General features: G+C 74.1%; 26 protein-coding genes. 20 read left to right on the forward strand and 6 right to left on the reverse strand.

From position 1 onward, the window contains the following. Positions 1 to 4 precede the first annotated feature (4 nt). The gene (gene yaaA / locus IEZ00_RS10270) at positions 5 to 745 is read right to left on the reverse strand and encodes a peroxide stress protein YaaA (protein ID WP_189222945.1); all 741 of its coding nucleotides are present in this window, start codon (positions 743 to 745) and stop codon (positions 5 to 7) included. Positions 746 to 931: 186 nt separating this feature from the next. Between yaaA and IEZ00_RS10275 the strand changes: the two genes are divergently transcribed. Then, a complete protein-coding gene (locus tag IEZ00_RS10275; RefSeq protein WP_189222946.1) occupies positions 932 to 2,677 on the forward strand; it encodes a proline--tRNA ligase in 1,746 nt (581 codons plus the stop codon). Positions 2,678 to 2,748: 71 nt separating this feature from the next. On the opposite strand, the gene IEZ00_RS10280 is transcribed toward IEZ00_RS10275, so the two are convergent. From IEZ00_RS10280 to IEZ00_RS10290, 3 genes are all read right to left on the reverse strand, one after another. Continuing rightward, the gene (locus IEZ00_RS10280) at positions 2,749 to 3,432 is read right to left on the reverse strand and encodes an HAD family hydrolase (RefSeq protein WP_229795382.1); all 684 of its coding nucleotides are present in this window, start codon (positions 3,430 to 3,432) and stop codon (positions 2,749 to 2,751) included. A 3-nt stretch (positions 3,433 to 3,435) separates the two neighbouring features. Further along, positions 3,436 to 4,383: a DUF8017 domain-containing protein gene (locus IEZ00_RS10285; protein WP_189222947.1), complete on the reverse strand. Its 948-nt coding sequence runs from the start codon at positions 4,381 to 4,383 to the stop codon at positions 3,436 to 3,438. A 157-nt stretch (positions 4,384 to 4,540) separates the two neighbouring features. Beyond that, positions 4,541 to 4,948, reverse strand: a complete 408-nt coding sequence (locus tag IEZ00_RS10290) for a YjbQ family protein (RefSeq protein WP_189222948.1) — start codon at positions 4,946 to 4,948, stop codon at positions 4,541 to 4,543. Between the two features lie 59 nt (positions 4,949 to 5,007). On the opposite strand from IEZ00_RS10290, the gene IEZ00_RS10295 reads away from it, so the two are divergent. The 4 genes from IEZ00_RS10295 (at position 5,008) to IEZ00_RS10310 (ending at position 8,134) form a co-directional block, all read left to right on the forward strand. Next, positions 5,008 to 5,784 carry an SDR family NAD(P)-dependent oxidoreductase gene (locus IEZ00_RS10295; RefSeq protein WP_229795384.1) on the forward strand — a complete coding sequence of 259 codons (777 nt, stop codon included), beginning with the start codon at positions 5,008 to 5,010 and terminating at the stop codon, positions 5,782 to 5,784. Positions 5,785 to 5,810: 26 nt separating this feature from the next. Further along, positions 5,811 to 6,290: a DUF4442 domain-containing protein gene (locus IEZ00_RS10300; RefSeq protein ID WP_189222950.1), complete on the forward strand. Its 480-nt coding sequence runs from the start codon at positions 5,811 to 5,813 to the stop codon at positions 6,288 to 6,290. Positions 6,291 to 6,297: 7 nt separating this feature from the next. Further along, positions 6,298 to 7,299: an aminotransferase class V-fold PLP-dependent enzyme gene (locus tag IEZ00_RS10305; protein ID WP_189222951.1), complete on the forward strand. Its 1,002-nt coding sequence runs from the start codon at positions 6,298 to 6,300 to the stop codon at positions 7,297 to 7,299. Between the two features lie 127 nt (positions 7,300 to 7,426). After that, entirely contained in the window at positions 7,427 to 8,134 is a 708-nt protein-coding gene (locus IEZ00_RS10310; RefSeq protein ID WP_189222952.1) for a hypothetical protein, read from the forward strand. Positions 8,135 to 8,152: 18 nt separating this feature from the next. Here IEZ00_RS10310 and IEZ00_RS10315 read toward each other — a convergent pair whose 3' ends face one another. Both IEZ00_RS10315 and IEZ00_RS10320 read right to left on the reverse strand, forming a co-directional pair. Then, on the reverse strand, positions 8,153 to 8,587 hold the full coding sequence (locus IEZ00_RS10315) for a ferritin-like domain-containing protein (RefSeq protein ID WP_189223324.1): 435 nt from the start codon (positions 8,585 to 8,587) through the stop codon (positions 8,153 to 8,155). Beyond that, on the reverse strand, positions 8,587 to 9,030 hold the full coding sequence (locus tag IEZ00_RS10320) for a hypothetical protein (RefSeq protein WP_229795386.1): 444 nt from the start codon (positions 9,028 to 9,030) through the stop codon (positions 8,587 to 8,589). Before IEZ00_RS10320 ends, IEZ00_RS10315 begins: the two co-directional genes overlap by 1 nt. Positions 9,031 to 9,188: 158 nt before the next feature. Between IEZ00_RS10320 and rimP the strand changes: the two genes are divergently transcribed. The 15 genes from rimP (at position 9,189) to rpsO (ending at position 22,675) form a co-directional block, all read left to right on the forward strand. Then, positions 9,189 to 9,713 (forward strand): ribosome maturation factor RimP, encoded by a 525-nt coding sequence (gene rimP, locus IEZ00_RS10325; RefSeq protein ID WP_189222953.1) that lies wholly within the window; start codon positions 9,189 to 9,191, stop codon positions 9,711 to 9,713. Continuing rightward, positions 9,710 to 10,732, forward strand: coding sequence for a transcription termination factor NusA (gene nusA / locus IEZ00_RS10330; protein WP_189222954.1), 1,023 nt, complete (start codon positions 9,710 to 9,712; stop codon positions 10,730 to 10,732). Before rimP ends, nusA begins: the two co-directional genes overlap by 4 nt. Positions 10,733 to 10,754: 22 nt before the next feature. Next, a complete protein-coding gene (locus IEZ00_RS10335; RefSeq protein ID WP_189222955.1) occupies positions 10,755 to 11,099 on the forward strand; it encodes a YlxR family protein in 345 nt (114 codons plus the stop codon). Positions 11,100 to 11,185: 86 nt separating this feature from the next. Then, entirely contained in the window at positions 11,186 to 14,263 is a 3,078-nt protein-coding gene (infB, locus tag IEZ00_RS10340; RefSeq protein WP_189222956.1) for a translation initiation factor IF-2, read from the forward strand. A 72-nt stretch (positions 14,264 to 14,335) separates the two neighbouring features. Continuing rightward, complete coding sequence (locus tag IEZ00_RS10345; RefSeq protein ID WP_189222957.1) at positions 14,336 to 14,632, forward strand: DUF503 domain-containing protein; 297 nt, start codon at positions 14,336 to 14,338, stop codon at positions 14,630 to 14,632. Between the two features lie 17 nt (positions 14,633 to 14,649). Beyond that, complete coding sequence (gene rbfA / locus IEZ00_RS10350; RefSeq protein WP_189222958.1) at positions 14,650 to 15,099, forward strand: 30S ribosome-binding factor RbfA; 450 nt, start codon at positions 14,650 to 14,652, stop codon at positions 15,097 to 15,099. 11 nt (positions 15,100 to 15,110) lie between these two features. Continuing rightward, a complete protein-coding gene (locus tag IEZ00_RS10355) occupies positions 15,111 to 16,118 on the forward strand; it encodes a DHH family phosphoesterase (RefSeq protein ID WP_229795388.1) in 1,008 nt (335 codons plus the stop codon). Positions 16,119 to 16,152: 34 nt separating this feature from the next. Then, complete coding sequence (locus tag IEZ00_RS10360) at positions 16,153 to 17,487, forward strand: MATE family efflux transporter (RefSeq protein WP_229795391.1); 1,335 nt, start codon at positions 16,153 to 16,155, stop codon at positions 17,485 to 17,487. Between the two features lie 68 nt (positions 17,488 to 17,555). After that, the gene (locus IEZ00_RS10365; RefSeq protein ID WP_189222959.1) at positions 17,556 to 18,908 is read left to right on the forward strand and encodes an MFS transporter; all 1,353 of its coding nucleotides are present in this window, start codon (positions 17,556 to 17,558) and stop codon (positions 18,906 to 18,908) included. Between the two features lie 11 nt (positions 18,909 to 18,919). Further along, positions 18,920 to 19,819 carry a tRNA pseudouridine(55) synthase TruB gene (gene truB, locus IEZ00_RS10370; protein WP_189222960.1) on the forward strand — a complete coding sequence of 300 codons (900 nt, stop codon included), beginning with the start codon at positions 18,920 to 18,922 and terminating at the stop codon, positions 19,817 to 19,819. A gap of 61 nt (positions 19,820 to 19,880) precedes the next feature. Beyond that, positions 19,881 to 20,267: a hypothetical protein gene (locus IEZ00_RS10375; RefSeq protein ID WP_189222961.1), complete on the forward strand. Its 387-nt coding sequence runs from the start codon at positions 19,881 to 19,883 to the stop codon at positions 20,265 to 20,267. A 47-nt stretch (positions 20,268 to 20,314) separates the two neighbouring features. After that, on the forward strand, positions 20,315 to 21,253 hold the full coding sequence (locus IEZ00_RS10380; protein ID WP_189222962.1) for a bifunctional riboflavin kinase/FAD synthetase: 939 nt from the start codon (positions 20,315 to 20,317) through the stop codon (positions 21,251 to 21,253). Between the two features lie 91 nt (positions 21,254 to 21,344). Further along, positions 21,345 to 21,824: a helix-turn-helix domain-containing protein gene (locus IEZ00_RS10385; protein WP_189222963.1), complete on the forward strand. Its 480-nt coding sequence runs from the start codon at positions 21,345 to 21,347 to the stop codon at positions 21,822 to 21,824. Further along, positions 21,821 to 22,282, forward strand: coding sequence for a 2'-5' RNA ligase family protein (locus tag IEZ00_RS10390; RefSeq protein ID WP_189222964.1), 462 nt, complete (start codon positions 21,821 to 21,823; stop codon positions 22,280 to 22,282). Before IEZ00_RS10385 ends, IEZ00_RS10390 begins: the two co-directional genes overlap by 4 nt. Positions 22,283 to 22,405: 123 nt before the next feature. Beyond that, complete coding sequence (gene rpsO / locus IEZ00_RS10395; protein ID WP_189222965.1) at positions 22,406 to 22,675, forward strand: 30S ribosomal protein S15; 270 nt, start codon at positions 22,406 to 22,408, stop codon at positions 22,673 to 22,675. The last annotated feature ends 362 nt before the right edge of the window (positions 22,676 to 23,037 follow it).

Raw genomic sequence — 23,037 nt, forward strand, 5'->3', positions numbered from 1 at the left:
ACCCTCAGGCGACCACGAGGTCCAGGGCGGTCGCGGTGACCGGCTCCAGCCGCAGCCCCGCCGCCGCGGCCAGCCGCACCAGCCCGCGCACGGTCCCCGGCTCGGAGCGCGACCGGGCGATGGCGCGGGCGAGCAAACCCTTGTGCGCCTTGTTGAAGTGGCTGACCGCCTTGCGCCTGCCCGCGCCGTCCTCGGTCACCACGCGCACCACCACGGCGTGCGGAACCCGCGCCAACGACGCGTAAGGCCCCGACCGCAGGTCCACCACGAAGTCGTCCACGCCAGCCAGCACCGGCTCCAGCGCGGGCCGCCACAACGGACCCAGCGGACCCGTGGAGGGCAGCGCGGAACCACCCGACAGCCGGTAGGCCGGAATCGGGTCCGCGCCGCCCACCACGCCGAACAGCGCCGAGGCCACCGCCAGCCTGCCCGCCGCGCGGGAGCGCTCCGCCCCGGTCATGCCCGCGACGTCCAAGGCGTCGTAGAGCACCCCGGTGTAGCGGTGCAGGGCGGGCGTGGTCGGCGAGCGGCGCAGTTCCGCGTTGCGCGCCACCTCATCCGCCTGGCGCTGCGACAGCCCCAGCGCGGCCAGCGCCGCGGGCACGTCCGAAGCCAGCTCGACCAAGGCGTCCACCAGCTTGTCGCGCACCGGGTTCAGCTCCGGGTGCGACAAGCGCTCCAGCTCCAGCGGCGCGCCGTCGCCACCGGTCGCCTTGGTCTCCGACGGGGGCAGCAGCACCAGCACGGGGGGCGAGCCTACCGGGCGGCCCGGCCCACCCGCCGACGCGGAACCGGTCGCCCCCGGGTCGGCAGGCACCGTCCGGGCCGGGCTCGGCGGCACCCCGTGCCACGCTGGGCGTAACCCGTTGGAACTGGGCGGACCGGGTTCACTACCCTTCTGCGGACTACCCCGCCACGAGGAGCGCCCACCGTGATCACGAGGATGTCGTCGCTGTTCCTGCGCACCCTGCGCGAGGACCCGGCCGACGCCGAAGTCCCCAGCCACAAGCTGCTGGTCCGCGCCGGATACGTGCGCCGCGTGGCGCCGGGCGGGTACTCGTGGCTGCCGCTGGGCCTGCGGGTGCTGCGCAACATCGAGCGCGTGGTGCGCGAGGAGATGGACGCCTTCGGCGCGCAGGAGATCCAGTTCCCCGCGCTGCTGCCCAAGGAGCCCTACGAGGCCACCAACCGGTGGACCGAGTACGGCCCGAACCTCTTCCGCCTCAAGGACCGCAAGGGCGCCGACTACCTGCTCGGCCCCACCCACGAGGAGCTGTTCGCGCTCACCGTGAAGGGCGAGTACAGCTCCTACAAGGACTACCCGGTCACGCTCTACCAGATCCAGACCAAGTACCGGGACGAAGCGCGCCCCCGCGCGGGCATCCTGCGCGGCCGCGAGTTCGTCATGAAGGACTCCTACTCCTTCGACCTGGACGACGAGGGCCTGACGCGCTCCTACCAGCAGCACCGCGACGCCTACATCCGCATCTTCGACCGGCTGGGCATGGAGTACGTGATCGTCTCCGCCACCTCCGGCGCGATGGGCGGCTCGGCCTCGGAGGAGTTCCTGGCGGTCGCGGCGACCGGCGAGGACACCTTCGTGCGCAGCACGGAGTCCGACTACGCGGCCAACGTCGAGGCGGTCACCACGCCCGCGCCGCCCGAGCAGTCGATCGAGGACAAGCCCGAGGCGCAGGTCCACCACACGCCCGGCACGCCGACCATCGAGACGCTGGTCGCCTTCCTCAACGGCATGGGCGAGCGGCGGTTCACCGCCGCCGACACGCTGAAGAACGTCCTGGTCAAGACCCGCCAGCCCGGTGAGCGGGAGTGGCAGCTGCTGGCCATCGGCCTGCCCGGCGACCGCGAGGTGGACCTCAAGCGCCTGGAGGCGGCCGTCGAGCCCGCCGAGGTGGCGATGCTGGAGGAGGCCGACTTCGCCCGCCACCCCTTCCTGGTCAAGGGCTACATCGGCCCGGCGGCGCTGCAGGCCAACGGCGTGCGGTACCTGGTGGACCCGCGCGTGGTGCGCGGCACGGCGTGGGTGACCGGCGCGGACAAGGCCGACCACCACGTGGTGGACCTGGTCTGCGGGCGCGACTTCACCCCCGACGGCACCATCGACGTCGCCGAGGTCCGCGAGGGCGACCCGTCGCCGGACGGCAGGGGTGTCCTGGTCGCCGCGCGCGGCATCGAGATCGGCCACATCTTCCAGCTGGGCCGCAAGTACGCCGACGCGTTCGCGCTGGACGCGCTGGGCCCGGACAGCAAGCCCATCCGGATCACCATGGGCTCCTACGGCATCGGGGTGTCCCGGCTGGTCGCGGCGATCGCCGAGCAGAGCCACGACGAGCGCGGCCTGGTCTGGCCCCGCGCCGTGGCCCCCGCCGACGTGCACGTGGTGGTGGCGGGCAAGGACCAGGCCCTGCTCGAAGGCGGCGAGCAGCTCGCGGGCGAGCTGGCGGCGGCCGGGCTGCAGGTGCTGCTGGACGACCGCAAGGCCAGCCCCGGCGTGAAGTTCGCCGACGCCGAGCTGATCGGCGTGCCGACCATCCTGGTGGTGGGCCGCGGCCTGGCCAACGGGGTCGTGGAGGTCAAGGACCGCCGCTCCGGCGAGCGCGTCGAGGTGCCGCTGGCGGACGCGGTGCGACACCTGGTCGAGGTCGTCCGGGGCTGAGCCCCGCGATCGGGGAGCGGGTGGGACCACCCGCTCCCCGCGCGGGTTCCGGACCCCGGTCGGGGGCGAGCTCACCTGAGGACGGCGGCCACCACGGCGGGGGTGTCGGACAGGTCGTCGAGCACCACGTGCGCGCCCGCCTCCCGCAGCTCCCGCGCGCTGCTGCGGCCGGTGGCCACGCCGATGGCGACGTGGCCGTGGTGCAGCGCCGCGTCCACGTCGTGCGGGGTGTCGCCGATGACCACCACCGACGACGGCGTCAGGCCGTGCTTGGCCGAGGCCAGCCGCACCGCCTCGGCCACAAGCGCGGGCCGGTGCTCGGAGACCGAGCCGTAGCCGCCGATCTCCCAGTCCAGGTGGGTGTCCAGGCCGAAAGCGGCCAGCTTGTACCGGGCGATCTCCACCAGGTTGCCGGTGACCAGGCTCTGCACCACGTCGCCGCGCGCGGCCAGCGCGGCCAGCGCCTCGGCGGCGCCGGGCAGCGCGCGGCCCCGCCGCGCCAGCAGCGCGTGCTCGGCACCGGCGATCGCGATCAGCTCGGCGTGCAGCTTGGTGACCAGCTCCTCGGTGGGCTCCAGTCCGTGCGCGGTCAGCAGCTCGGCGGTGATCGCGCGCTCGGTGCGGCCCGCGAAGCTGGGCGTGTGCACCATCTCCAGCCCGGCGGCGGCCAGCAGCGCGGTGCGGTACCAGCCGCGGCCGAGGCCGCGCGCGTCCACCAGGGTCAGGTCGATGTCCCAGAGCACCAGCGTCCGCACGGGTCAGCTCACCGGCAGGGGCTTGACCGACTCGACCATGGCCTGCAGGTCGGCCTCGGCGACCGGGGCGGGGTCGGCGGGGCCGCCCTCCAGGTCGCCGTTGGCCATGAACACGTGGAAGCTCTTGTCGCCCTTGAGCACCAGCACCTTCACCATGCCCTTGGTGGCCAGGCACTTGTTGCCCGAGGTGGTGATGGTGGCGTCCGCCTGCGCACCCTCGATGTCGGTCCTCTTGCCGTCGGCCTCGTAGGGGATCTTGACCGGCTTGACCTCGCCGACCTTGACCTCGGCCTGCGGCGCGGAGCTGTAGAACTCCTCGCCCAGCTTCTGGGCGAACTGCTTGGCGACCGCGCCCAGGTCGGTCTGCGGGACCACCGCGCCGCCGGTGCTGCCGCGGTTGAAGCCCTTGCCCTCGCAGTCGTAGACGCCGTAGGCGGTCAGGCCGGTCAGCCTGGCGTCGGGGATGCCGTCGATGGTGGCCGAGCCGTCGCGCCGGGACCAGCCCTTGGGCACGTCGTAGCTGTAGGACAGCGCCTCGACGGGCAGGCAGTTCCAGCCCGACTTGACCGGCTCGCAGGTGATCGGCTGGTCCTCGGGCTCGGTGGTCGGGGGGACCTCGCGGCTGGTGCTCGACGGCGGCGTGCTGCTGCTGGTGGGGCTGCCCCCGGCCTGCTGCTGGTCGTCGGGGCGGGTCAGCACGTACGTCGTCACGCCGCCCGCGACCAGCAGCACGACCGCGCCGATGACCACCCAGAGCGTCGTCCTGCTCTTCTTGGGCGGGGGCTCGTCACCGCCGGAGAACACGCCGAGGCCGCCGTAGGAACCGCCGTAGCCCTGCTGGGGGAAGCCCGCCTGGGGGTACCCGCCCTGCTGGGGGTAGCCGCCCTGGTTCCAGTCGCCCTGGTTGGGCTGGCCACCCCAGCCGGTCTGCCCGTCACCTGGGTAAGTCACGGCGCAACGGTACCCCGCCACCCCGCCACCCCCACCAGTCCCCAACGCGTCGGCAAGTACTACCAGGGCCCCGTCGACGCGCCGCTTGCTACTACCCGAGCCAACTCGGGTAGTAGCAAGCGGCGCGTGCGGGGGTGGCGGGTAGTACTTGCAGGCGCTAACCGGGGAGGAAGCTGAGGCGGACCTTGCGGACCGGGTTGTCGACGTTGGTGTCCACCAGGCACACCGACTGCCAGGTGCCCAGCGCCATGACCCCGCCCAGCACGGGCACGGTCGCGTACGGCGGCACCAGCGCGGGCAGCACGTGGTCGCGACCGTGGCCCGGCGTGCCGTGCCGGTGCCGCCACCGGCGGTCCGGGGGCAGCAGTTCGCGCAACGCCGCCAGCAGGTCGTCGTCGCTGCCCGCGCCGGTCTCCAGCACGGCCAGCCCGGCGGTGGCGTGCGGCACCCACACGTGCAGCAGCCCGTCGCCGTCCACATCGGACAGGAACCGCTCGCACTCGCCGGTGAGGTCGTGCACGACCTCGCTGGACCCGGTGCGGATCTCGATCTCCACGCTGCGCATCACCCGAGGGTACGGAAAACGGGCTGACCGCTCGCGACGTGATGGGGCAGCATCACCGCGTGCCGCACACCGCGATCGTCACCGGGGCCAACCAGGGCATCGGCGCCGCCGTCGCCAAGGCGCTGGCGGCGCAGGGGGTCGACGTCCTGATCACCTTCCTGCGCTACACCCCGCCGGAGGACCCCAGCCTGCCCGAGGAGTACTTCACCGCCCGCGAGTCCGGCGCCGACGCCGTGGTCGCCGCGATCACCGCGGCGGGCGGGCGGGCGCACGCGGTCGAGGCGGACCTGACCGACCCGACCGCCCCGGCGCGGCTGTTCGACGTCGCGGAGGAGGTCTTCGGCCCGGTCGACGTGCTGGTCAACAACGCCTCCGGGTGGGTGCAGGACACCTTCCTGGCGGCGGAGCGGGACGGCTTCGGCCGCGTGCTGCGGCCGGTGACGGCGGAGACGTTCGACGCGCAGTTCGCCGTGGACGCCCGCGCCGGGGCGCTGATGATCGCCGAGTTCGCCCGCAGGCACCTGGCGCGCGGCGGCACGTGGGGCCGCGTCGTCGGGCTGACCTCGGGCGGGCCGCAGGGGTTCCCCAGCGAGGTGTCCTACGGGGCGGCCAAGGCGGCGCTGGACAACTACACGATGGCCGCGGCGGCCGAGCTGGGCCCGCACGGCGTCACGGCGAACATGGTCAAGCCGCCCGCCACGGACACCGGCTGGGTCAACGACGCGGTGCGCGCGGCGACCGCCGTGGCGCGGCCGGAGGAGGTGGCGTCGGTGGTGGCGTTCCTGTGCACCGAGGCGGCCGGGCGGGTGACCGGGAACGTCATCACCCTGCACTGAAATTACCCGTGGGTAACATGTGTGCCATGAAGGCTTCCCGTCTCCGCCGGGTCATGAACCTGTGGCCCCCGTTCCTGTTCGCCGGCGTGCGCGTGGTCGAGCTGTCCGACGACTACCGCCGCGCGCGGGTGCGGATGCGGCTGCACTGGTGGAACCGCAACTACGTGGGCACCCACTTCGGCGGTTCGCTGTTCGCCATGACCGACCCGTTCTGGATGCTGCTGGTCATGCACAACCTGGGCCGCGACCACGTGGTGTGGGACCGGGCGGCCGAGATCGAGTTCGTGCGGCCCGGCCGGGGCACCGTCGAGGCCGAGTTCCGGCTCACCGACGAGCACCTGACCGAGCTGCGCGCGCTGACCGAGGGCGGCGGCAAGGGGCTGGTCTGGTTCGACACCGACGTCGTGGACGAGGGCGGCGAGGTCGTCGCGCGGGTCCGCAAGCAGGTCTACGCCCGCCGCAAGAACCGCGGCGCGGTGGACGGGCCGGTGGGCGAACCAGTCTGATGGGGGCATGCGCACAGCGTTCGGCGAGTCCTTCGACGTCCCCACCGGCTACCTGAACTCCCCCAGCGTGGGCGTGCCGCCCGCCTCCGCCGTCGCGGCGGTCGCCGAGTCCGTGCGGCGGTGGGGTGCGGGCGCCGACCACGCGCCCTCGTTCGACCGGCCCGTGGCGGCGGCGCGGGCGGCGTTCGGGCGGATCGTGGGCGTGCCCGCCGAGCGGGTCGCCATCGGCGCGTCGGTCTCGCAGCTGGTCGCCCTGGTCGCGGGCAGCCTGCCGGAGGGCGCGCGGGTGCTGGTGGCGCGCGGGGAGTTCACCAGCGTCACGTTCCCGTTCGCCGCGCGCGGGTTGCGGGTGACCGAGGTCGAGCTGGACGAGCTGGTGGCCTCGGTCGACGGGCACGACCTGGTGGCGGTGAGCGTGGCGCAGTCCGCGGACGGGCGGCTGGTCGACCTGGACGGGCTGCGCGCCACCGGGGTGCCGGTGCTGCTGGACGCCACCCAGGCGGCGGGCTGGCTGCCGCTGGCGCTGGACTGGGCGGACTGGGTGGTCGCGGCCGGGTACAAGTGGCTGCTGGCGCCGCGCGGCGCGGCCTGGCTGGCGGGCTCGGAGCGGGCGCTGGCGGGCACCGCGCCGCTGGCCGCCAACTGGTACGCCGGGGACGACCCGTGGACCACGGTCTACGACCTGCCGCTGCGGCTGGCCGCGGACGCCCGGCGGCTGGACCTGTCCCCGGTCTGGTGGGCGCACGTGGGCGCGTCGGTGTCGCTGCCCTGGCTGGCCTCGCTGGACGCGGAGGCGGTGCGGGCGCACACCACCGGGCTGGCGGACGGGCTGCGCAAGGCGTTGGACCTGCCGCCCGCCGGGTCGGCGATCGTGTCCCTGGACGTGCCGGGGGAGCGGCTGGCGCGCGTCGGGGTGCGCGCCGCCGCGCGCGCCGGGCGGAGCAGGCTGGGGTTCCACCTCTACAACACCGCCGAAGATGTCGATCTTGTACTGGAGGCGCTGGGATGAGAGCGGTCCGTTACCGTGAGTCCCCGTGACGGTTCCACCAGAATCGCCTGAAGAGGTGACACAGCGGATTCCGCGGATACCGCCCGGCCCCGGACCGGCGGGCACCGCGCGGTTCGAGCCTGCCCGCATGGGTGACCTCGACGCCCTGCTGGGCGGCCCCCCGCCGCCGCCCCCGTTCCACCCGCACCCCGCGCCCCGGCCCGGTCCCCACCCAGGGGCGCCCCAGCAGGGAGCGCCCCGGCCGTCGCGCGGCGGGCTGCTGTGGAAGGGGCTGGCGCTGGTGGGCGTCGCCGTGGTGTCCGGCCTGGTGTGGCTCATGCTGCGGCCCGGTGAGGAGCGCGACACCGCCGCGCCCACGTCCACGCCCAAACCCGCGGGCGAGTTCACCTTCACCAAGGCGCCGGAGGTCCCGCAGCCGGTCAAGGACAGCCGCTGCGCCGAGCACGCCTACGGGCAGACCAAGGAGTTCCTGACCGCCACGCCCTGCCAGCAGCTCACCCGAGGGCTCTACACGACCACCACGCCCGACGGGAAGACCGCCTACAGCTCGGTCTCCGTGGTGCGGATGAAGAGCGAGCAGGACGCGACCAAGCTCAAGGAGCTGACCGCCCGCGACGGCACCGGCAACGTCAACGACCTGGTCAAGGACGGCGCGGTCAAGGTCGAGGGGCTGCGCACGCTGGCCAACGGCGGGTTCGCCGCGGTCCAGCGCGGTCAGGACGTGGTGATCGTCGAGACCGACACCGCCCGGCACGGCGGCGACGAGGCCGCGCACAACGCGCTGATGAAGCGGATCAGCACCGACGCCTTCCGCCTCGCCGCCGACCTCGGCTGACCGGCCGCGCCCGGCCGATCAGCCCGCCGCGCCCGGCATGGCGATCGACACGGGCGTGAGACCCGCCACCTTGCGCCACCGCGTCGCCCGCACCGCCGAGACCGTCAGCGCGTCCAGCGCGGTCCGCCGCAGCGCCGCGTCGTCGGTGCGCTCCAGCACGCCCCGCCAGGCCGCGCAGGCGTCGTTCTCGGCCACCACCAGCGCCGCGACGGCCGAGGACGCGCTGTCCACCGGCTCGGGCGGCAGGTAGGCCGGGGCGGGCGGCTCGGGCTGCTGGCCCGCGTCGCGCAGCCAGCGCTCCGTGGCGTCCCGCCGCGCCCGGTGCGCGTTGGCGCCCTCCGCCACGTCCGCCGCCTGCTGCTGGAGGAACGCGCTGACCAGGCCGTAGGTCCACACCGCCGCGTGCTCCGCCGCCAGCGCGTCCTGCACCGCGTCATGGGTCGTCGGCTGCATCACCGCATCGCCTCCAGCAGGCTCGCGCACCCGGCGGACACCGAGCCCACCAGGCCGGCCCGGTGCGTCGGCAGCGACGGCAGCAGCTCGCCCGCCTGCTTCTGGGCCGCCTGCAGCGCCGCGACCAGCTGCTCGCGCGTCGGGTTCGGCGGCGGGGAGACCGGCGGGGTGCCCGACGGCGCGGCCGAGGCCGACGGCACGGCGGGCGCGGCGCGGTCCACCTCGGCCTGCAGCCGCTCGGCGTGCTCGGCGCGCGCCGAGGCCACCTCGTTCGCGCCCACCGCCGAGGCCAGCGCCGAGTCCGCCCGCGCGGCCCGCACCAGCTCCGCCAGCGGGTCCGGGGGCGGGGGTTGCGGTGGTGGTGTGGTGCACGCGACTGCCAGCGGCGCCGAGGCCACCGCGAGCAGCACGCCGCGCCTGCTGAGCGCCGTTCTCCCGATCACGTGTACCGATCCTGCCAGACCCCCGGTGGTCGGCCGTGGCACGTGCGACCCCGCCGGAGGGGATAGTCTGGGCGACCACGGCCGGCGAGTGCAGCGTCGACCGGGGTCGTCGTGCCCACCAGCCGGACTGCACCACCGACACCCGAGGAGAAGTCAACGTGTCCAGCCCGCCGCGCGGAGAACTCGCCGCGCAGCTAGCACCCGTCGTGCGGGAGGCGGTCGAGGCGATCGGCTTCGACCTGGAGCTGCTCGACGTGAACCAGGCTGGGCGCCGCAGGCTGGTGAAGGTGGTCGTGGACGGCGAGGACGGCATCGGCCTGGACGAGGTGGCGCAGGCCAGCCGCGCGATCTCCGCCGCGCTGGACGCCCACGAGCACCTGATCGCGGGCTCCTACACGCTGGAGGTCACCTCTCCGGGGGCGGACCGGCCGCTGACCAGGCCGAGGCACTGGCGGCGCGCCCGGCTGCGCCTGGTCAAGGTCAAGCAGCCCGATCGGGTGGAGTGGTTCGGCCGGGTCGGCGACGCCGACGACACCGGCGTGGTGCTGCTGGTCAAGGGCGAGCTGCGCCGCGTGGAGTACCGCGACATCGAGCGCGCCGTGGTCGAGGTGGAGTTCAAGCAACCGCCCGCCGAGGAGCTCGCGCTCCTGGGCGGCCGAGGTTCGGAGGAGGAGTCGGAGTGAACGTCGACATCGCCGCGCTCAGGGCGATCGAACGGGACAAGGACATCCCCTTCGACACCGTGCTCGAAGCCATCGAGACCGCCCTGCTGACCGCCTACAAGCACACCGAGGGCCACCACCCGCACTCGCGGGTGGAGATCGACCGCAAGACCGGCGTGGTCCGCGTGCTGGCCCAGGAGCTGGGCCCGGACGGCGCGGTCACCGAGGAGTGGGACGACACCCCCGAGGGGTTCGGCCGCATCGCCGCGACCACCGCCCGCCAGGTCATCCTGCAGCGCCTGCGCGACGCCGAGCACGAGCGCACCTTCGGCGAGTTCGCCGCCAAGGAGGGCGAGATCATCGGCGGCGTGGTGCAGCGCGACGCGCGCGCCAACGCCCGCGGCATGGTCGTGGTGCAGGTCGGCGACACCGAGGGCGTGCTGCCGCCCGCCGAGCAGGTGCCCGGCGAGAGCTACGAGCACGGCTCGCGGATCAAGTGCTACGTGGTGGGCGTCTCCCGCGGCGCCCGCGGCCCGCAGATCACCCTCTCGCGCACCCACCCCAACCTGGTGCGCAGGCTGTTCGCGCTGGAGGTCCCGGAGATCGCCGACGGCACCGTGGAGATCCCAGCGGTGGCGCGCGAGGCGGGCCACCGGTCCAAGATCGCGGTCCGCTCGACGGTGCCCGGCGTCAACGCCAAGGGCGCCTGCATCGGCCCGATGGGCGCGCGGGTGCGCAACGTGATGAGCGAGCTGGCCGGTGAGAAGATCGACATCATCGACCACTCCGACGATCCGGCCACGTTCGTCGGGAATGCCCTGTCGCCCGCGAAGGTTGTCTCGGTCAGGGTGCTCGACGAGCGGGCCAAGACAGCGCGCGTGGTGGTGCCGGACTTCCAGCTCTCCCTGGCCATCGGCAAGGAGGGGCAGAACGCCCGGCTGGCCGCGCGGCTGACCGGCTGGCGCATCGACATCCGCAGCGACGCCGAGGCGGGTGGGTCCGCTCCGGCGGGCGCGGCGACATCCGGTTCGGCTGAATGACGATCAGGGGATAGACTTCTCAGTGGTTCGACGTCGGGGATCGGTTTTCACGCACGACGGCCCGGTTCGCACGTGCATCGGATGCCGCGCTCGGACGTCGTACGCTGAGCTGCTGCGCGTGGTGGCCGTGGACGGGACTGTGATCCCGGACACGCGCCGACGGCTGCCGGGGCGGGGAGCATGGCTGCACCCCGATCCCCAGTGCCTCCGCAACGCCGAGAAGCGGCGGGCGTTCCCGAGGGCCCTGCGGGCCCGGGGGGCGCTCGACGTGGAGGGTGTGCGCGAGCACGTGGAGCGGTTCGGGAAGACGGTAGCGGGATCGCCCCGCGACCGGCACGAAGCAAGGAAGCAGGTCGACCCGTCATGAGTCAGCCGTGAAGCTGAAGCCATGAACGCGCGACGTTAAGACGAGGTCGACGGGACTGCCGCCGACCTCATCACCTGAGGAGAGCAGTGGCAGGCAAGGCCCGTGTGCATGAGCTCGCGAAAGAGCTCGGTGTCACCAGCAAGGAACTACTGAGCAAGCTCGCCGACCAGGGCGAGTACGTCAAGTCCGCGTCCAGCACCGTCGAGGCCCCGGTGGCCCGTCGACTGCGCGACGCCTACGCCAAGTCCGAGGCGAAGCCCAAGTCCGGCGCTCGCCCGGCCCCCCCGAAGCCGCAGGCCCCGCAGCAGCAGCCCGCTGCCGCGCAGCCCGGTGCCCGTCCCGAGCAGCCCCGGCCGTCCGCGCCGGTGGGCAAGCCCGGTCCGCGCCCGATGCCCGGCCCGCGCCCGCAGGCCCCGAAGCCGGCCCCCAAGCCCGCTCCGGCGGCCCAGCCGCAGGCCCCGGCCGCGCGTCCGCAGGCCCCGGCGCCTCAGCCGCAGGCTCCGGCCGCGCAGCAGCAGGCTCCGGCCCCGGCGGCGCAGCCGCAGGCCCCCGCCGCGCAGCAGCAGGCTCCGGCCGCGCGTTCGCAGGCCCCGGCGCCCCAGGCGCCGAAGCCGGCAGGCCCCCGGCCCGGCCCGCGTCCGCAGCAGCAGCCCGCTGCCGCGCAGCAGAACCCGTCCGTGGTGCCGCCCCGGCCCCAGGCTCCCAAGCCGCAGGGCCCGCGTCCGCCGCGTCCGGGCAACAACCCCTTCGGCGTCGGCGGCGGCGCCCCCGCGCCGCGGCCCAGCGCCCCGCGCCCGGCCGCGCCCAGCGGTCCCGGTGGCGAGCGCGGCCCGGCGCCCAAGCCCGGTGACCCGCGTCCGGCCCCGCGTCCCGGCGGCTCCGCCGGTTCCGGCGGGCCCCGGCCCAACCCCGGCAACATGCCGCCCAGGCCCAACCCCGGCATGATGCCCGGCCGCCCGGCCGGTCCGCGTCCCGGCGGCGGTGGCGGTCGTCCCGGCCCCGGTGGCGGCGGTGGCCGTCCCGGCGGTGGCGGCGGTCGTCCCGGCGGCGGTGGCGGCGGCTTCCGCGGCGGTCCCGGTGGCGGCGGCGGTGGCGGTGGCTTCCGCGGTGGCCCCGGTGGTGGCGGCGGCGGTGGCGGTGGCTTCCGCGGCGGTCCCGGCGGTGGCGGCGGCGCCCCGGCCGGTGGTGGTGGCGGCTTCCGCGGCCGTCCCGGCGGCGGTGGCCCCGGTGGTCGCGGCGGCACGGCGGGCGCGTTCGGCCGTCCCGGTGGTCCGGCGCGGCGCGGGCGCAAGTCCAAGCGCCAGAAGCGCCAGGAGTACATGGACAACATGCAGGCGCCCTCGGTCGGTGGCGTCCGCCTGCCCAAGGGCAGCGGCGAGACCATCCGGCTGCCGCGCGGCGCCTCGCTGACCGACTTCGCCGACAAGATCAACGCCAACCCGGCTTCGCTGGTGCAGGTGCTGTTCCACCTCGGCGAGATGGTCACCGCGACGCAGTCCGTCTCCGACGAGATCCTGGAGCTGCTCGGCTCCGAGATGAACTACAACGTGCAGGTCGTGTCCCCCGAGGAGGAGGACCGCGAGCTGCTGGAGACCTTCGACATCACCTACGGCGAGGACGCGGGTGACGAGGGCGACCTCCAGGTCCGCCCGCCGGTGGTCACCGTCATGGGTCACGTCGACCACGGCAAGACGCGCCTGCTGGACACCATCCGCAAGACGAAGGTGGCCGAGGGCGAGGCGGGTGGCATCACCCAGCACATCGGCGCCTACCAGGTGGAGACCGAGCTGGAGGGCACCCCCCGGCTCATCACCTTCATCGACACGCCGGGTCACGAGGCGTTCACCGCCATGCGTGCCCGCGGTGCCAACTCGACCGACATCGCGGTCATCGTGGTGGCGGCCGACGACGGTGTGATGCCGCAGACGGTGGAGGCGATCAACCACGCCCAGGCGGCCAACGCGCCGATCGTGGTCGCGGTCAACAAGATCGACAAGGAGGGGGCCAACCCCGCCAAGATCCGCCAGCAGCTCACCGAGTACGGGCTGGTCGCCGAGGAGTACGGCGGCGACACCATGTTCGTGGACATCTCGGCCAAGCAGGGCATCAACATCGACGGCCTGCTGGAGGCGATCCTGCTGACCGCCGACGCGTCGCTGGACCTGCGGGCCAACCCCGAGATGGAGGCCCAGGGCGTCGCCATCGAGGCGCACCTGGACCGCGGTCGCGGCCCGGTGGCCACGGTGCTGGTGCAGCGCGGCACGCTGCGGGTCGGCGACTCGATCGTCGCGGGCGACGCCTACGGCCGCGTCCGCCGCATGGTCGACGAGTACGGCGCGGACGTCACCGAGGCGTACCCGTCGCGGCCGGTGCTGGTCATCGGTCTGACGTCGGTGCCGCGCGCCGGTGACACCTTCCTGGTGGTGGAGGAGGACCGGGTGGCCCGGCAGATCGCCGAGCGCCGCCAGGCCCGCACCCGCAACGCGCAGAACGCCGCCAAGCGCAAGCGCGTCAGCCTGGAGGACCTGGACGCCGCGCTGAAGGAGACCAGCCAGCTCACCCTGATCATCAAGGGCGACAACTCGGGCACCGTCGAGGCCCTGGAAGACGCCCTGATGAAGATCGAGGTCGGCGACGACGTCGAGCTGCGGGTCATCCACCGCGGTGTCGGTGGCATCACCGAGGGCGACATCAACCTCGCCGTCGCGGGTAGCGCCATCGTCCTGGGCTTCAACGTCCGGGCCGAGGGCAAGGCCACCGAGCTGGCCAACCGCGAAGGCGTGGACGTCCGCTACTACACGGTGATCTACCAGGCGATCGACGAGATCGAGCAGGCCCTCAAGGGCATGCTCAAGCCGGAGTACGAGGAGGTCCAGCTGGGCCGCGCGGAGATCCGCGAGGTCTTCAAGTCCTCCAAGGTCGGCACGATCGCGGGCTGCATGGTGCTCTCGGGCGAGATCCGCCGCAACGCGCGGGCCCGCCTGCTGCGCGACAACAACGTGGTCCAGGAGAACCTGCCGATCAGCTCGCTGCGGCGGTTCAAGGACGACGCGACCGAGGTCCGCGAGGGCTTCGAGTGCGGTCTGACGCTCGGCAACTACGCCGACCTGAAGGTCGGCGACGTCATCGAGACGTTCGAGATGCGCGAGAAGCCGCGCGCCTGATCGTCCCACCCGGTGCACGGGGCCGTCCTGGTGGCGGCCCCGTGCCCATGAGCGCACACCTGCGGTGATCACTTGTTCGTGGGAGCACTGGAGCTGGACGTCCTGCTCGGCGACGTCCACTCGCTCAAGCAGAAGCGGTCGGTGGTCCGACCGGTCGTGGCCGAGCTGCGCCGCAAGTTCGAGGTGGCCGTGGCCGAGGCCGGGCACCTGGACCTGCACCGCCGCGCCCTGATCGGAGTGGCGGCGGTGGCCGCGGACGCCGAGCATGTCAGGGAAGTCCTCGTCGCCTGCGAGCGGCTGGTAGCCGGACGACCCGAACTGGAACTGCTCTCCGCCCACCACAGGCTGGTCGGGCCGGAGGACGAGTAGGAAGAGGAGGGAGCGCCGTGGCCGACCAGGCACGGGCTCGCAGGCTGGCCAAGCGGATCTCGCAGATCGTCGCCTCCGCGCTGGAGCACGAGGTCAAGGACCCGAGGCTGGCCAGGGTCACGATCACCGACACCAAGGTGACCGGCGACCTGCACGACGCCACCGTCTACTACACCGTGCTCGGCGAGAAGCTCGACGCCGAGCCGGACTTCGCCGGGGCCGCCGCCGCGCTGGAGAAGGCCAAGGGCGTGCTGCGCACCATGGTCGGCCAGCAGACCGGGGTGCGGTTCACGCCGACCCTGTCCTTCGTCACCGACACCGTGCCCGACGAGGCGCGGCGGATGGACGAGCTGCTGGCCAAGGCGCGCGAGGCGGACGCCGAGGTGGCCAGGATCGCTTCGGGGGCCGAACCCGCGGGTGAGGCCGACCCGTACAAGCCGCCGCGCGAGACCGAGGAATCGGACTAGCGTTCCGGGGCGTGTCCCACGACCTGACCGCCGACCCGCCCGCCGACCTGAGCGCGGCCGTCGACGCCGCCGCCCGCGTGCTGGCGGACGCCGCCGACGTCACCCTGCTGGCCCACGTCAACCCCGACGCCGACGCGCTGGGCAGCGCCCTGGCCCTGGGCCTGGTGCTGCACCGGCGCGGGGCGCGGGTGCGGGTGTCCTTCGGCGCGCCGGAGGAGGTGCCCGAGACGCTGCGCGGCCTGGACGCGGCGGGACTGCTCGTCCCGGCCGCCGAGGTGCCCGCCGCGCCGCCGCTGCTGGTGGCGCTGGACACCGCAAGCGTGGACCGGCTCGGCCCGCTGGGCGACCGGGTGACCACCGCCGGGCAGGTCGTGGTGCTGGACCACCACGTGTCCAACCCCGGTTTCGGCACGGTCAACGTGGTCGACGCCCGCGCCGAGGCGACCACGCTGGTGGTGCTGCGGGTGCTCGACGCGATGGGCGTGGAGCTGGACGAGCCGGTGGCCCGCTGCCTGTACGCGGGGCTGGTCACCGACACCCGCTCGTTCCGGCACGCGGGCGCGGCGGCGCACCGCGTGGCCGCGCGGCTGATCGAGGCGGGCGTGGACCCGGATGCGGTGGTCCGGCCGCTGATGGACGCCCACCCGTTCGGCTACCTGGCCATGGTGGCCAAGGTGCTGGCGCGGGCGGAGCTGGACCGCGCGGCGGCGGGCGGACGCGGCCTGGTGCACGCCGTGGTGACCCGCGAGGACTCCGCCGGGTTGCGCCCCGAGGAGGTCGAGAGCGTGGTCGACCTGGTGCGCACCACCGCCGAGGCCGAGGTCGCCGCCGTGCTCAAGGAGCTGCGGCCGGGCACGTGGTCGGTGTCGCTGCGCGCGGTGCGCGCGGTGGACGTGGGCCGGGTGGCCCAGCTGCTGGGCGGCGGCGGGCACCGGCTGGCGGCCGGGTTCACCGCGGGCGGCCCGGCGGAGGCGGTCGTGGCCGACATCAAGGCGGCGTTGGCCGGGGTGGCCGGCTGAGTTCACCGAACTGTCGGACCCCTGTGCTTGGCTGGTGGCATTCCACGTGGACGGGGGTCGGGCGGTGGCGGAGCGGGTGCCCGCGCGCAGGGTGGTCGGGTTGGCGGTGCCCGCGCTGGGCGTGCTGGCGGCCGAGCCGCTGTACGTGCTGGTCGACACGGCGGTGGTGGGCCACCTCGGCGCGCTGCCGCTGGCGGGCCTGGCGCTGGGCGGTGTGCTGTTCACCCAGGTCGCCACCCAGCTGACCTTCCTGTCCTACGGCACCACCGCGCGCACCGCCCGGCTGTTCGGCGCGGGCCGCCGGGCCGAGGCGGTCGAGGAGGGCGTGCAGGCGACCTGGCTGGCGCTGGCGGTGGGCGCGCTGGTGGTGGTGCTGGGCCAGCTGCTGGCCGGACCGGCCGCGCGGCTGCTGGCGGGCGAGGGCCCGGTGGCCGCCGCCGCGGTGAGCTGGCTGCGCATCGCCCTGTTCGGCGCGCCGTTCGTGCTGGTCACGATGGCGGGCAACGGGTGGATGCGCGGCGTGCAGGACACCGTGCGCCCGCTGCGGTACGTGCTGCTGGGCAACGGCCTGTCGGCGGTGCTGTGCCCGCTGCTGGTGCACGTGGCGGGGTGGGGCCTGGAGGGTTCCGCGGTGGCCAACGTGGTCGCCCAGGTGCTGTCCGCCTGCCTCTTCTTCCGCGCGCTGATCGTCGAGCGCGTCCCGCTGCGCCCCGTCCCGCACCTGATGCGCGCCCAGCTGGGCATGGGGCGCGACCTGGTGCTGCGCAGCCTGGCGTTCCAGGCGTGCTTCCTCTCGGCGGCCTCGGTGGCGGCTCGGACGTCGGTGTCGGCCGTCGGCGCGCACCAGGTGGTCCTGCAGCTGTGGACGTTCCTGGCGCTGGTGCTCGACTCGCTGGCGATCGCGGCGCAGTCGATCGTGGGCGCGTTCCTCGGCGCGGGGCGGCGGGCCGAGGCCAGGCGCTTCGCGTGGCAGGTGACCGGGTACGGGCTGGCGTTCGGCGCGGCGCTGGGCGTGCTGTTCGCCGCGCTGTCCGGGGTGCTGCCGGGGGTGTTCACCAGCGATCCGGGCGTGCTGGCCGAGGTGCCGCGCGCGTGGTGGTTCTTCGTGGCGCTGCAGCCGGTGGCCGGGGTGGTGTTCGCCCTGGACGGCGTGCTGCTGGGGGCCGGTGACGCGGCGTTCCTGCGCACCGCGACCCTGGTGTCGGCGGCGGTCGGGTTCCTGCCGCTGATCTGGGCGTCGCTGGCGTTCGGCTGGGGGCTGGCGGGGATCTGGACCGGGCTGTCGGCGTTCATGGTGCTGCGCCTGGTGAGCCTGCTGGTGCGGACCCGCTCGGGCGGTTGGGCGGTGGTGGGCGTGGCCGTGCGGTGACGACGGCGGCTGTGGTGAGGATTACGCCCGGAATCGTTAACACAGGGCAAGTGTTTCCGATGTACGGAATGCCACCGCACCGAGCCGAGGGGACCCCTGCGTTGCCGGTCGATCGCACCACCAAGCGAGCGTGGCTGATCTGGGCCACCGCCGTCACCGTCTACATCGCCGCCGTGTTCCACCGAGCCTCGCTGGGCGTGGCCGGCCTGGAGGCGTCGGAGCGGTTCGGCGTCGGCCCGGCCGCGCTGAGCACCTTCACCGTGCTCCAGATCGGCCTGTACGCCTTCATGCAGATCCCGACCGGCCTGCTGGTCGACCGGTTCGGGCCGCGCCGCGTGCTCACCGCCGCCGCGCTGCTCATGGGCCTGGGGCAGGTCCTGTTCGCGCTGGCCCACTCCTACCCGCTGGGCCTGGCCGCGCGCGCGGTGCTGGGCGTCGGCGACGCGATGACCTGGGTCAGCGTGCTGCGGCTGGCCGCCGCGCACTTCCCGCCGCGCCGGTTCACCCTGGTCATGTCGCTGTCCGCGGCGCTGGGCGGCGCGGGCAACCTGGTCGCCACCGTGCCGCTGACGCTGCTGCTGGACAACGCGGGCTGGGCGGCGACGTTCCTGGTCGCGGGCGCGGCCACGGCCGTGTACTCGGCGCTGGTGGCGCTGCGGGTGCGCGAAGTCCCCGAAGGCGTGCCGCAGCCGGAGCCGGAGTCGGTGCCGCTGCGCACGATCGCCAGGCGGGTCGCCGCCGCGTGGCGGGTGCCGGGCACCCGGCTGGGCTTCTGGGTGCACTACACCTCGATGTCCACGCCCGCCCTGCTCGGCCTGCTGTGGGGCTTCCCGTACCTGGTCGAGGCGCAGGGCATGGCCCGTCCCGAGGCGTCGGCGGTGCTCAGCCTGCTGGTGGTCGTCGCGATCGTCACCGGTCCGGTGATGGGCGCGGTGATCGCCCGCAAGCCGGAGTGGCGGATGCCGATCGTGGTGGCCTACCTGGTCGTCGCGGTGGTGTGCTGGGCGCTGCTGCTGGGCTGGCCGGGCGGGGTGCTGCCGGTGCCGCTGCTGGTCGCCGTCTTCGCCGTGCTGGCGCTGGGCAACCCGGCGTCCGGCGTGGCGTTCGCCCTGGTCCGCGACTACAACCCGCTGCACCGGGTGAGCACCGCCACGGGCGTGGCCAACGTCGGCGGGTTCGCCGCGATCACCGTCTGCGCGCTGGTCGTGGGCGTGCTGCTGGACCTGGTCGAGCCCATGCCCGCCGCGTCGGCCTACCGCGTCGCGTTCCTGGCCGTGGCCGCGGCGCTGCTGCTCGGCGTGTGGCGGACCACCGTGTGGTGGCGCCGGGCGCGGGCCGCGGTGTTCGCCGCGGAGGAGCGCGGCGAGCAGGTGCCGGTGCAGATCCGCCGCCGCCGTTGGGACGTGCTGGCCGACGCCTAAGATGCTCGGTCGTGCCCGCTTCTCCTCGCCCCGCAGTTCCGCCCGGTCTCGTCGTCGTGGACAAGCCCGACGGCATGACCTCCCACGACGTCGTGGCCAAGGTGCGCCGCATCCTCGGCACCCGCAAGGTCGGCCACGCGGGCACGCTGGACCCGATGGCCACCGGTGTGCTGGTGCTCGGCGTGGAGCGGGCCACCAAGCTGCTGGGCCACCTGGCGCTGGACAGCAAGGCCTACCTGTCGACCATCCGACTCGGCTCGTCGACCACCACCGACGACGCCGAGGGCGAGGTGCTGACCACCGCGGACGCCTCCGCGGTGCCCGAGGAGGCGATCCGGGCGGGCGTGGCCAGGCTCACCGGCCCGATCCAGCAGGTGCCCAGCGCGGTCAGCGCGGTCAAGGTGGACGGCAAGCGCGCCTACGCCAGGGTCCGCGCCGGTGAGGCGGTCGAGCTGCCCGCCCGCGCGGTGACCGTGCACCGGTTCGACGTGCTGGCGGTCCGCCGCGAGGAGGGCGCCACCGAGCTGGACGTGATGGTCGAGTGCTCCTCGGGCACCTACGTCCGGGCGCTGGCCCGCGACCTCGGCGCGGACCTGGGCGTGGGGGGCCACCTGGCCGCGCTGCGCCGCACCAGGGTCGGCCCGTTCGACCTGCGGGTGGCCCGGACCCTGCCCCAGCTGGAGGCCGAGCCCGGCCTGTCGCTGGACCTGGACGCGGCCGTGGCCGCGGCGTTCCCCCGGCGGCAGATCGCGCCGCGCGAGGTGGCCGCGCTGTCCCACGGCCGCCGCCTGGCCGCGGGCGGCCTGGACGGCACCTACGGCGTGTTCGGCCCCGACGGCCACGTCGTGGCGCTGGCCAAGGACGAGGGCCCGGTGGCCAAGCCGCTGGTGGTGCTCACCCCGGCGGGCTAGTCCCGTCGGTGAACCCGTCAGGGGGTACGTCCACCCGGCGCGCGCGGCCTACCGTGGGGGCATGGCGAGATGGGTGTGGCCGACCGCGACGGGCGTGCTGGCGTCGGCGACCGGAGTGGTGGTCAACCTGGCGACGGAGCTGAAGACCAGCTGGTGGGCCTGGGCGGTGGTCGCGCTGCTCACCGCCGTCGGCGTGCTGGTGGCCCTGCTGGCTCAGCCCGCCGAGCGGCCGGGGCGGGAACCGGAGCGGGAGCAGGAGCCCCCGGCGCCCCGCGGCGCCGTCCACAACAGCGTGTCCAGCCCCGTGTACGGCACGGTGGTGCAGGCGGGCACCATCGGCGCCTACCACGAGAACCGCCCGCTCACCGTCAACCAGAACGCGGTGGCCCGCGACGGCGGCACCGTGCACCAGGCCGGTAGGGACCTGCGCCACGACCCCGGCGCGTGAGCCGGTTCCCGCGCGAGCCGATCATGGCGGCCACGTAGGCTTCACCCGTGCAACGGTGGCGAGGTCTTGAACACCTTCCCGGCGGCTGGGGCCGCTGCGTGGTGACCATCGGCGTGTTCGACGGGGTGCACCGCGGGCACCAGGCGCTCATCGGCCGCGCGGTGGAGCTGGCCAAGGACCGCGGCGTGCCCTCGGTGGTGATGACCTTCGACCCGCACCCGTCCGAGGTGGTGCGGCCCGGTAGCCACCCGGCCCAGCTGACCGGCCTGCGCAGGCGGGCGGAGCTGGTGGAGGCGCTTGGGGTGGACGTGTTCTGCGTGCTGCCCTTCACCGTGGAGCTGTCCCGGATGCCCGCCGACGAGTTCGTGCACGAGGTGATCGTCGAGCGGCTGCACGCGGCGGCGGTGGTGGTGGGCCAGAACTTCACGTTCGGCCACAAGGCGGCGGGCACCGTGGAGCTGCTGCACGCGCTCGGCAAGCGGTTCGGTTTCGTGACCGAAGGGGCGGACCTGGTGACCGACGACGGCGTGACCTACTCCTCGACCTACATCCGCGCCTGCATCGACGCGGGCGACGTGGCCGCGGCGGCCGTGGCGCTGGGCCGCCCGCACCGGCTGGAGGGCATCGTGGTGCGCGGCGACGGCCGGGGCAGGGAGCTGGGCTTCCCCACCGCGAACCTGTCCACCACCCGGTTCGCCGCGGTGCCCGCCGACGGCGTGTACGCCTGCTGGTTCGTGCACGGCAGCGGGCGCAGGCTGCGCGCGGCGGTGTCGGTCGGCACGAACCCGACCTTCTCCGGGCGCGAACGCCGGGTGGAGGCGTTCGTGCTCGACGTGGACGAGGACTTCTACGGCCAGCGGGTGGCCCTGGACTTCGTGGCGCGGCTGCGCGACATGGAGAAGTTCGACAGCCTCGACGCGCTCATCGACCAGATGCACCGCGACGTGGCGGAGACCAGGGACGTGCTGGCCGAATCCGGTATGTGACCGGTTGAACCAGGTGGGTGGAACCGCCCGTGTGACAGCCGACGACCTGGCAGGATGCGGGCACGTCGGTAGGCCCAGGGGAGAGGCGAAGGTGGAGGACCACAAGATCGTCCAGCGCAACCTCGCTTTGCAGCGGGAGTGGTACGGGGAGCCCCTGGGGGACCGGGTGCGCCGGTTGGTGGTCGCTTTCAACGTGTCCCAGGCCCAGCTCGCCGAGGTGCTGGGGATCAGCGCGCCCATGCTCAGCCAGGTGATGAGCGGGCGTCGCGCCAAGATCGGCAACCCGTCGGTGCTGGCGCGGATGATCATGCTGGAGCGCAAGGTGCTCACCCCCGACGTGGCCACCGGCGCCCCCGAGGCGCTGCAACGCGCGCTGGACGAGGTGCGCGACTCCAAGCCGACGGTGAGCCGGGACTCCCTGCCGGTCAACGGCGCCGACGACGAGGCCGTGGTGTTCCCCGTGCTGCGCCGCGTCGCCGACCGCGCGGAGCTGTCCCAGGCCGCCGACGTGCTGGGCGAGGACTTCCCGGCGCTGGCCGACCTGCTGCGCCGGGCGGGCAAGGGCCGGTGAGGCTGTTCACGGCGCTGTTCCCGCCGCCCGAGGCGGTCGAGGAGCTGGCCGCCGCGCTGGCGCCGCTGCACGCCCGGTACCCGGAGCTGCGCTGGGTCGACCCGGCCCGCTGGCACATCACGCTGCGCTTCTTCGGGGAGACCGAGCCCGCCGACCAGCTGACCCCGTTCGAGGGACTGGCCGGTCCGGTGCTGAGGCTGCGCGACACCGGTCACTTCCCCGGCGTGCTGTGGGTCGGCGTGACCGGGGCGCTGGAGCCGCTCGGGACCGCCGCGGGCGCGGGCCCGGACTGGCGTCCACACCTGACGGTGGCCCGCTCCCGGCACGCCAAGCGCTGGCCCCGCCTGGAGTTCACCGGTCGCGAGTGGACCGCCGGTGAGGTGGCGCTGGTGCGCAGTGATCTCGGCCGTGGTTACACCGTGCTGGACCGGGTATTCCTCAGCACGTCGAACGGCTGAACGCGACGAGGGCTGGTAGCCTCGACATTTGGGTCTGGCTGCGGTCCGTGGCGGCCAGCACCGTCTACCCCGGCAGTTTCGAGGGGCCGCACGGAACCGACAGGCACAAGGAGTAGCACCGCAGTGGCACTGACCACCGAGCAGAAGAAGTCCATCCTCGCCGAGTACGGCGTCCACGACACGGACACCGGTTCCGCCGAGGCCCAGGTCGCGCTGCTGAGCAAGCGCATCGCCGACCTGACCGAGCACCTCAAGCAGCACAAGCACGACCACCACTCGCGTCGCGGCCTGCTGCTGCTGGTCGGCCGCCGCAGGCGGCTGCTCAACTACCTGCAGAAGGTGGACATCCAGCGCTACCGGTCGCTGATCCAGCGGCTCGGCCTGCGCAGGTGAGCCGTGCCGAGGGGGAGTGACCTGGCCGGTCACTCCCCCTCGGCGCAGCCGAAAGCACAAAAGACGAGGGACGCACGCGCGGCGCACGGGACGACAGTTCGCCGGTCCTCGGTAGTGGCCCCCTGGCACAGCCAACCAGGGGACTTCGATCGAAGACCGGCCTCGTCCGAACCGCGATCCCGCGCCCGAGCGCGCTGCGGCCCGCAGACGAGGAGCACCGCATGACCGATATCGAGGTCCACGAGACTTCAGCCCTGATCGACAACGGTCGGTTCGGCACCCGCACCATCCGCTTCGAGACCGGCCGCCTGGCCCGCCAGGCGGCAGGCAGCGTCGTCGCCTACCTCGACGACGAGACCATG

Source organism: Saccharothrix coeruleofusca (assembly GCF_014648515.1).
In the GTDB taxonomy this organism is placed as follows: domain Bacteria; phylum Actinomycetota; class Actinomycetes; order Mycobacteriales; family Pseudonocardiaceae; genus Actinosynnema; species Actinosynnema coeruleofuscum.

Bases quoted from the DNA above. Each gene is read 5' to 3' on its own strand.
- IEZ00_RS10305 (WP_189222951.1), top strand. From the start codon at position 6,298: ATGCGCACAGCGTTCGGCGAGTCCTTCGACGTCCCCACCGGCTACCTG.
- IEZ00_RS10310 (WP_189222952.1), top strand. From the start codon at position 7,427: ATGGGTGACCTCGACGCCCTGCTGGGCGGCCCCCCGCCGCCGCCCCCG.
- IEZ00_RS10375 (WP_189222961.1), top strand. From the start codon at position 19,881: ATGGCGAGATGGGTGTGGCCGACCGCGACGGGCGTGCTGGCGTCGGCG.
- IEZ00_RS10290 (WP_189222948.1), bottom strand. From the start codon at position 4,948: ATGCGCAGCGTGGAGATCGAGATCCGCACCGGGTCCAGCGAGGTCGTG.
- IEZ00_RS10315 (WP_189223324.1), bottom strand. From the start codon at position 8,587: ATGCAGCCGACGACCCATGACGCGGTGCAGGACGCGCTGGCGGCGGAG.
- IEZ00_RS10365 (WP_189222959.1), top strand. From the start codon at position 17,556: ATGCCACCGCACCGAGCCGAGGGGACCCCTGCGTTGCCGGTCGATCGC.
- IEZ00_RS10300 (WP_189222950.1), top strand. From the start codon at position 5,811: ATGAAGGCTTCCCGTCTCCGCCGGGTCATGAACCTGTGGCCCCCGTTC.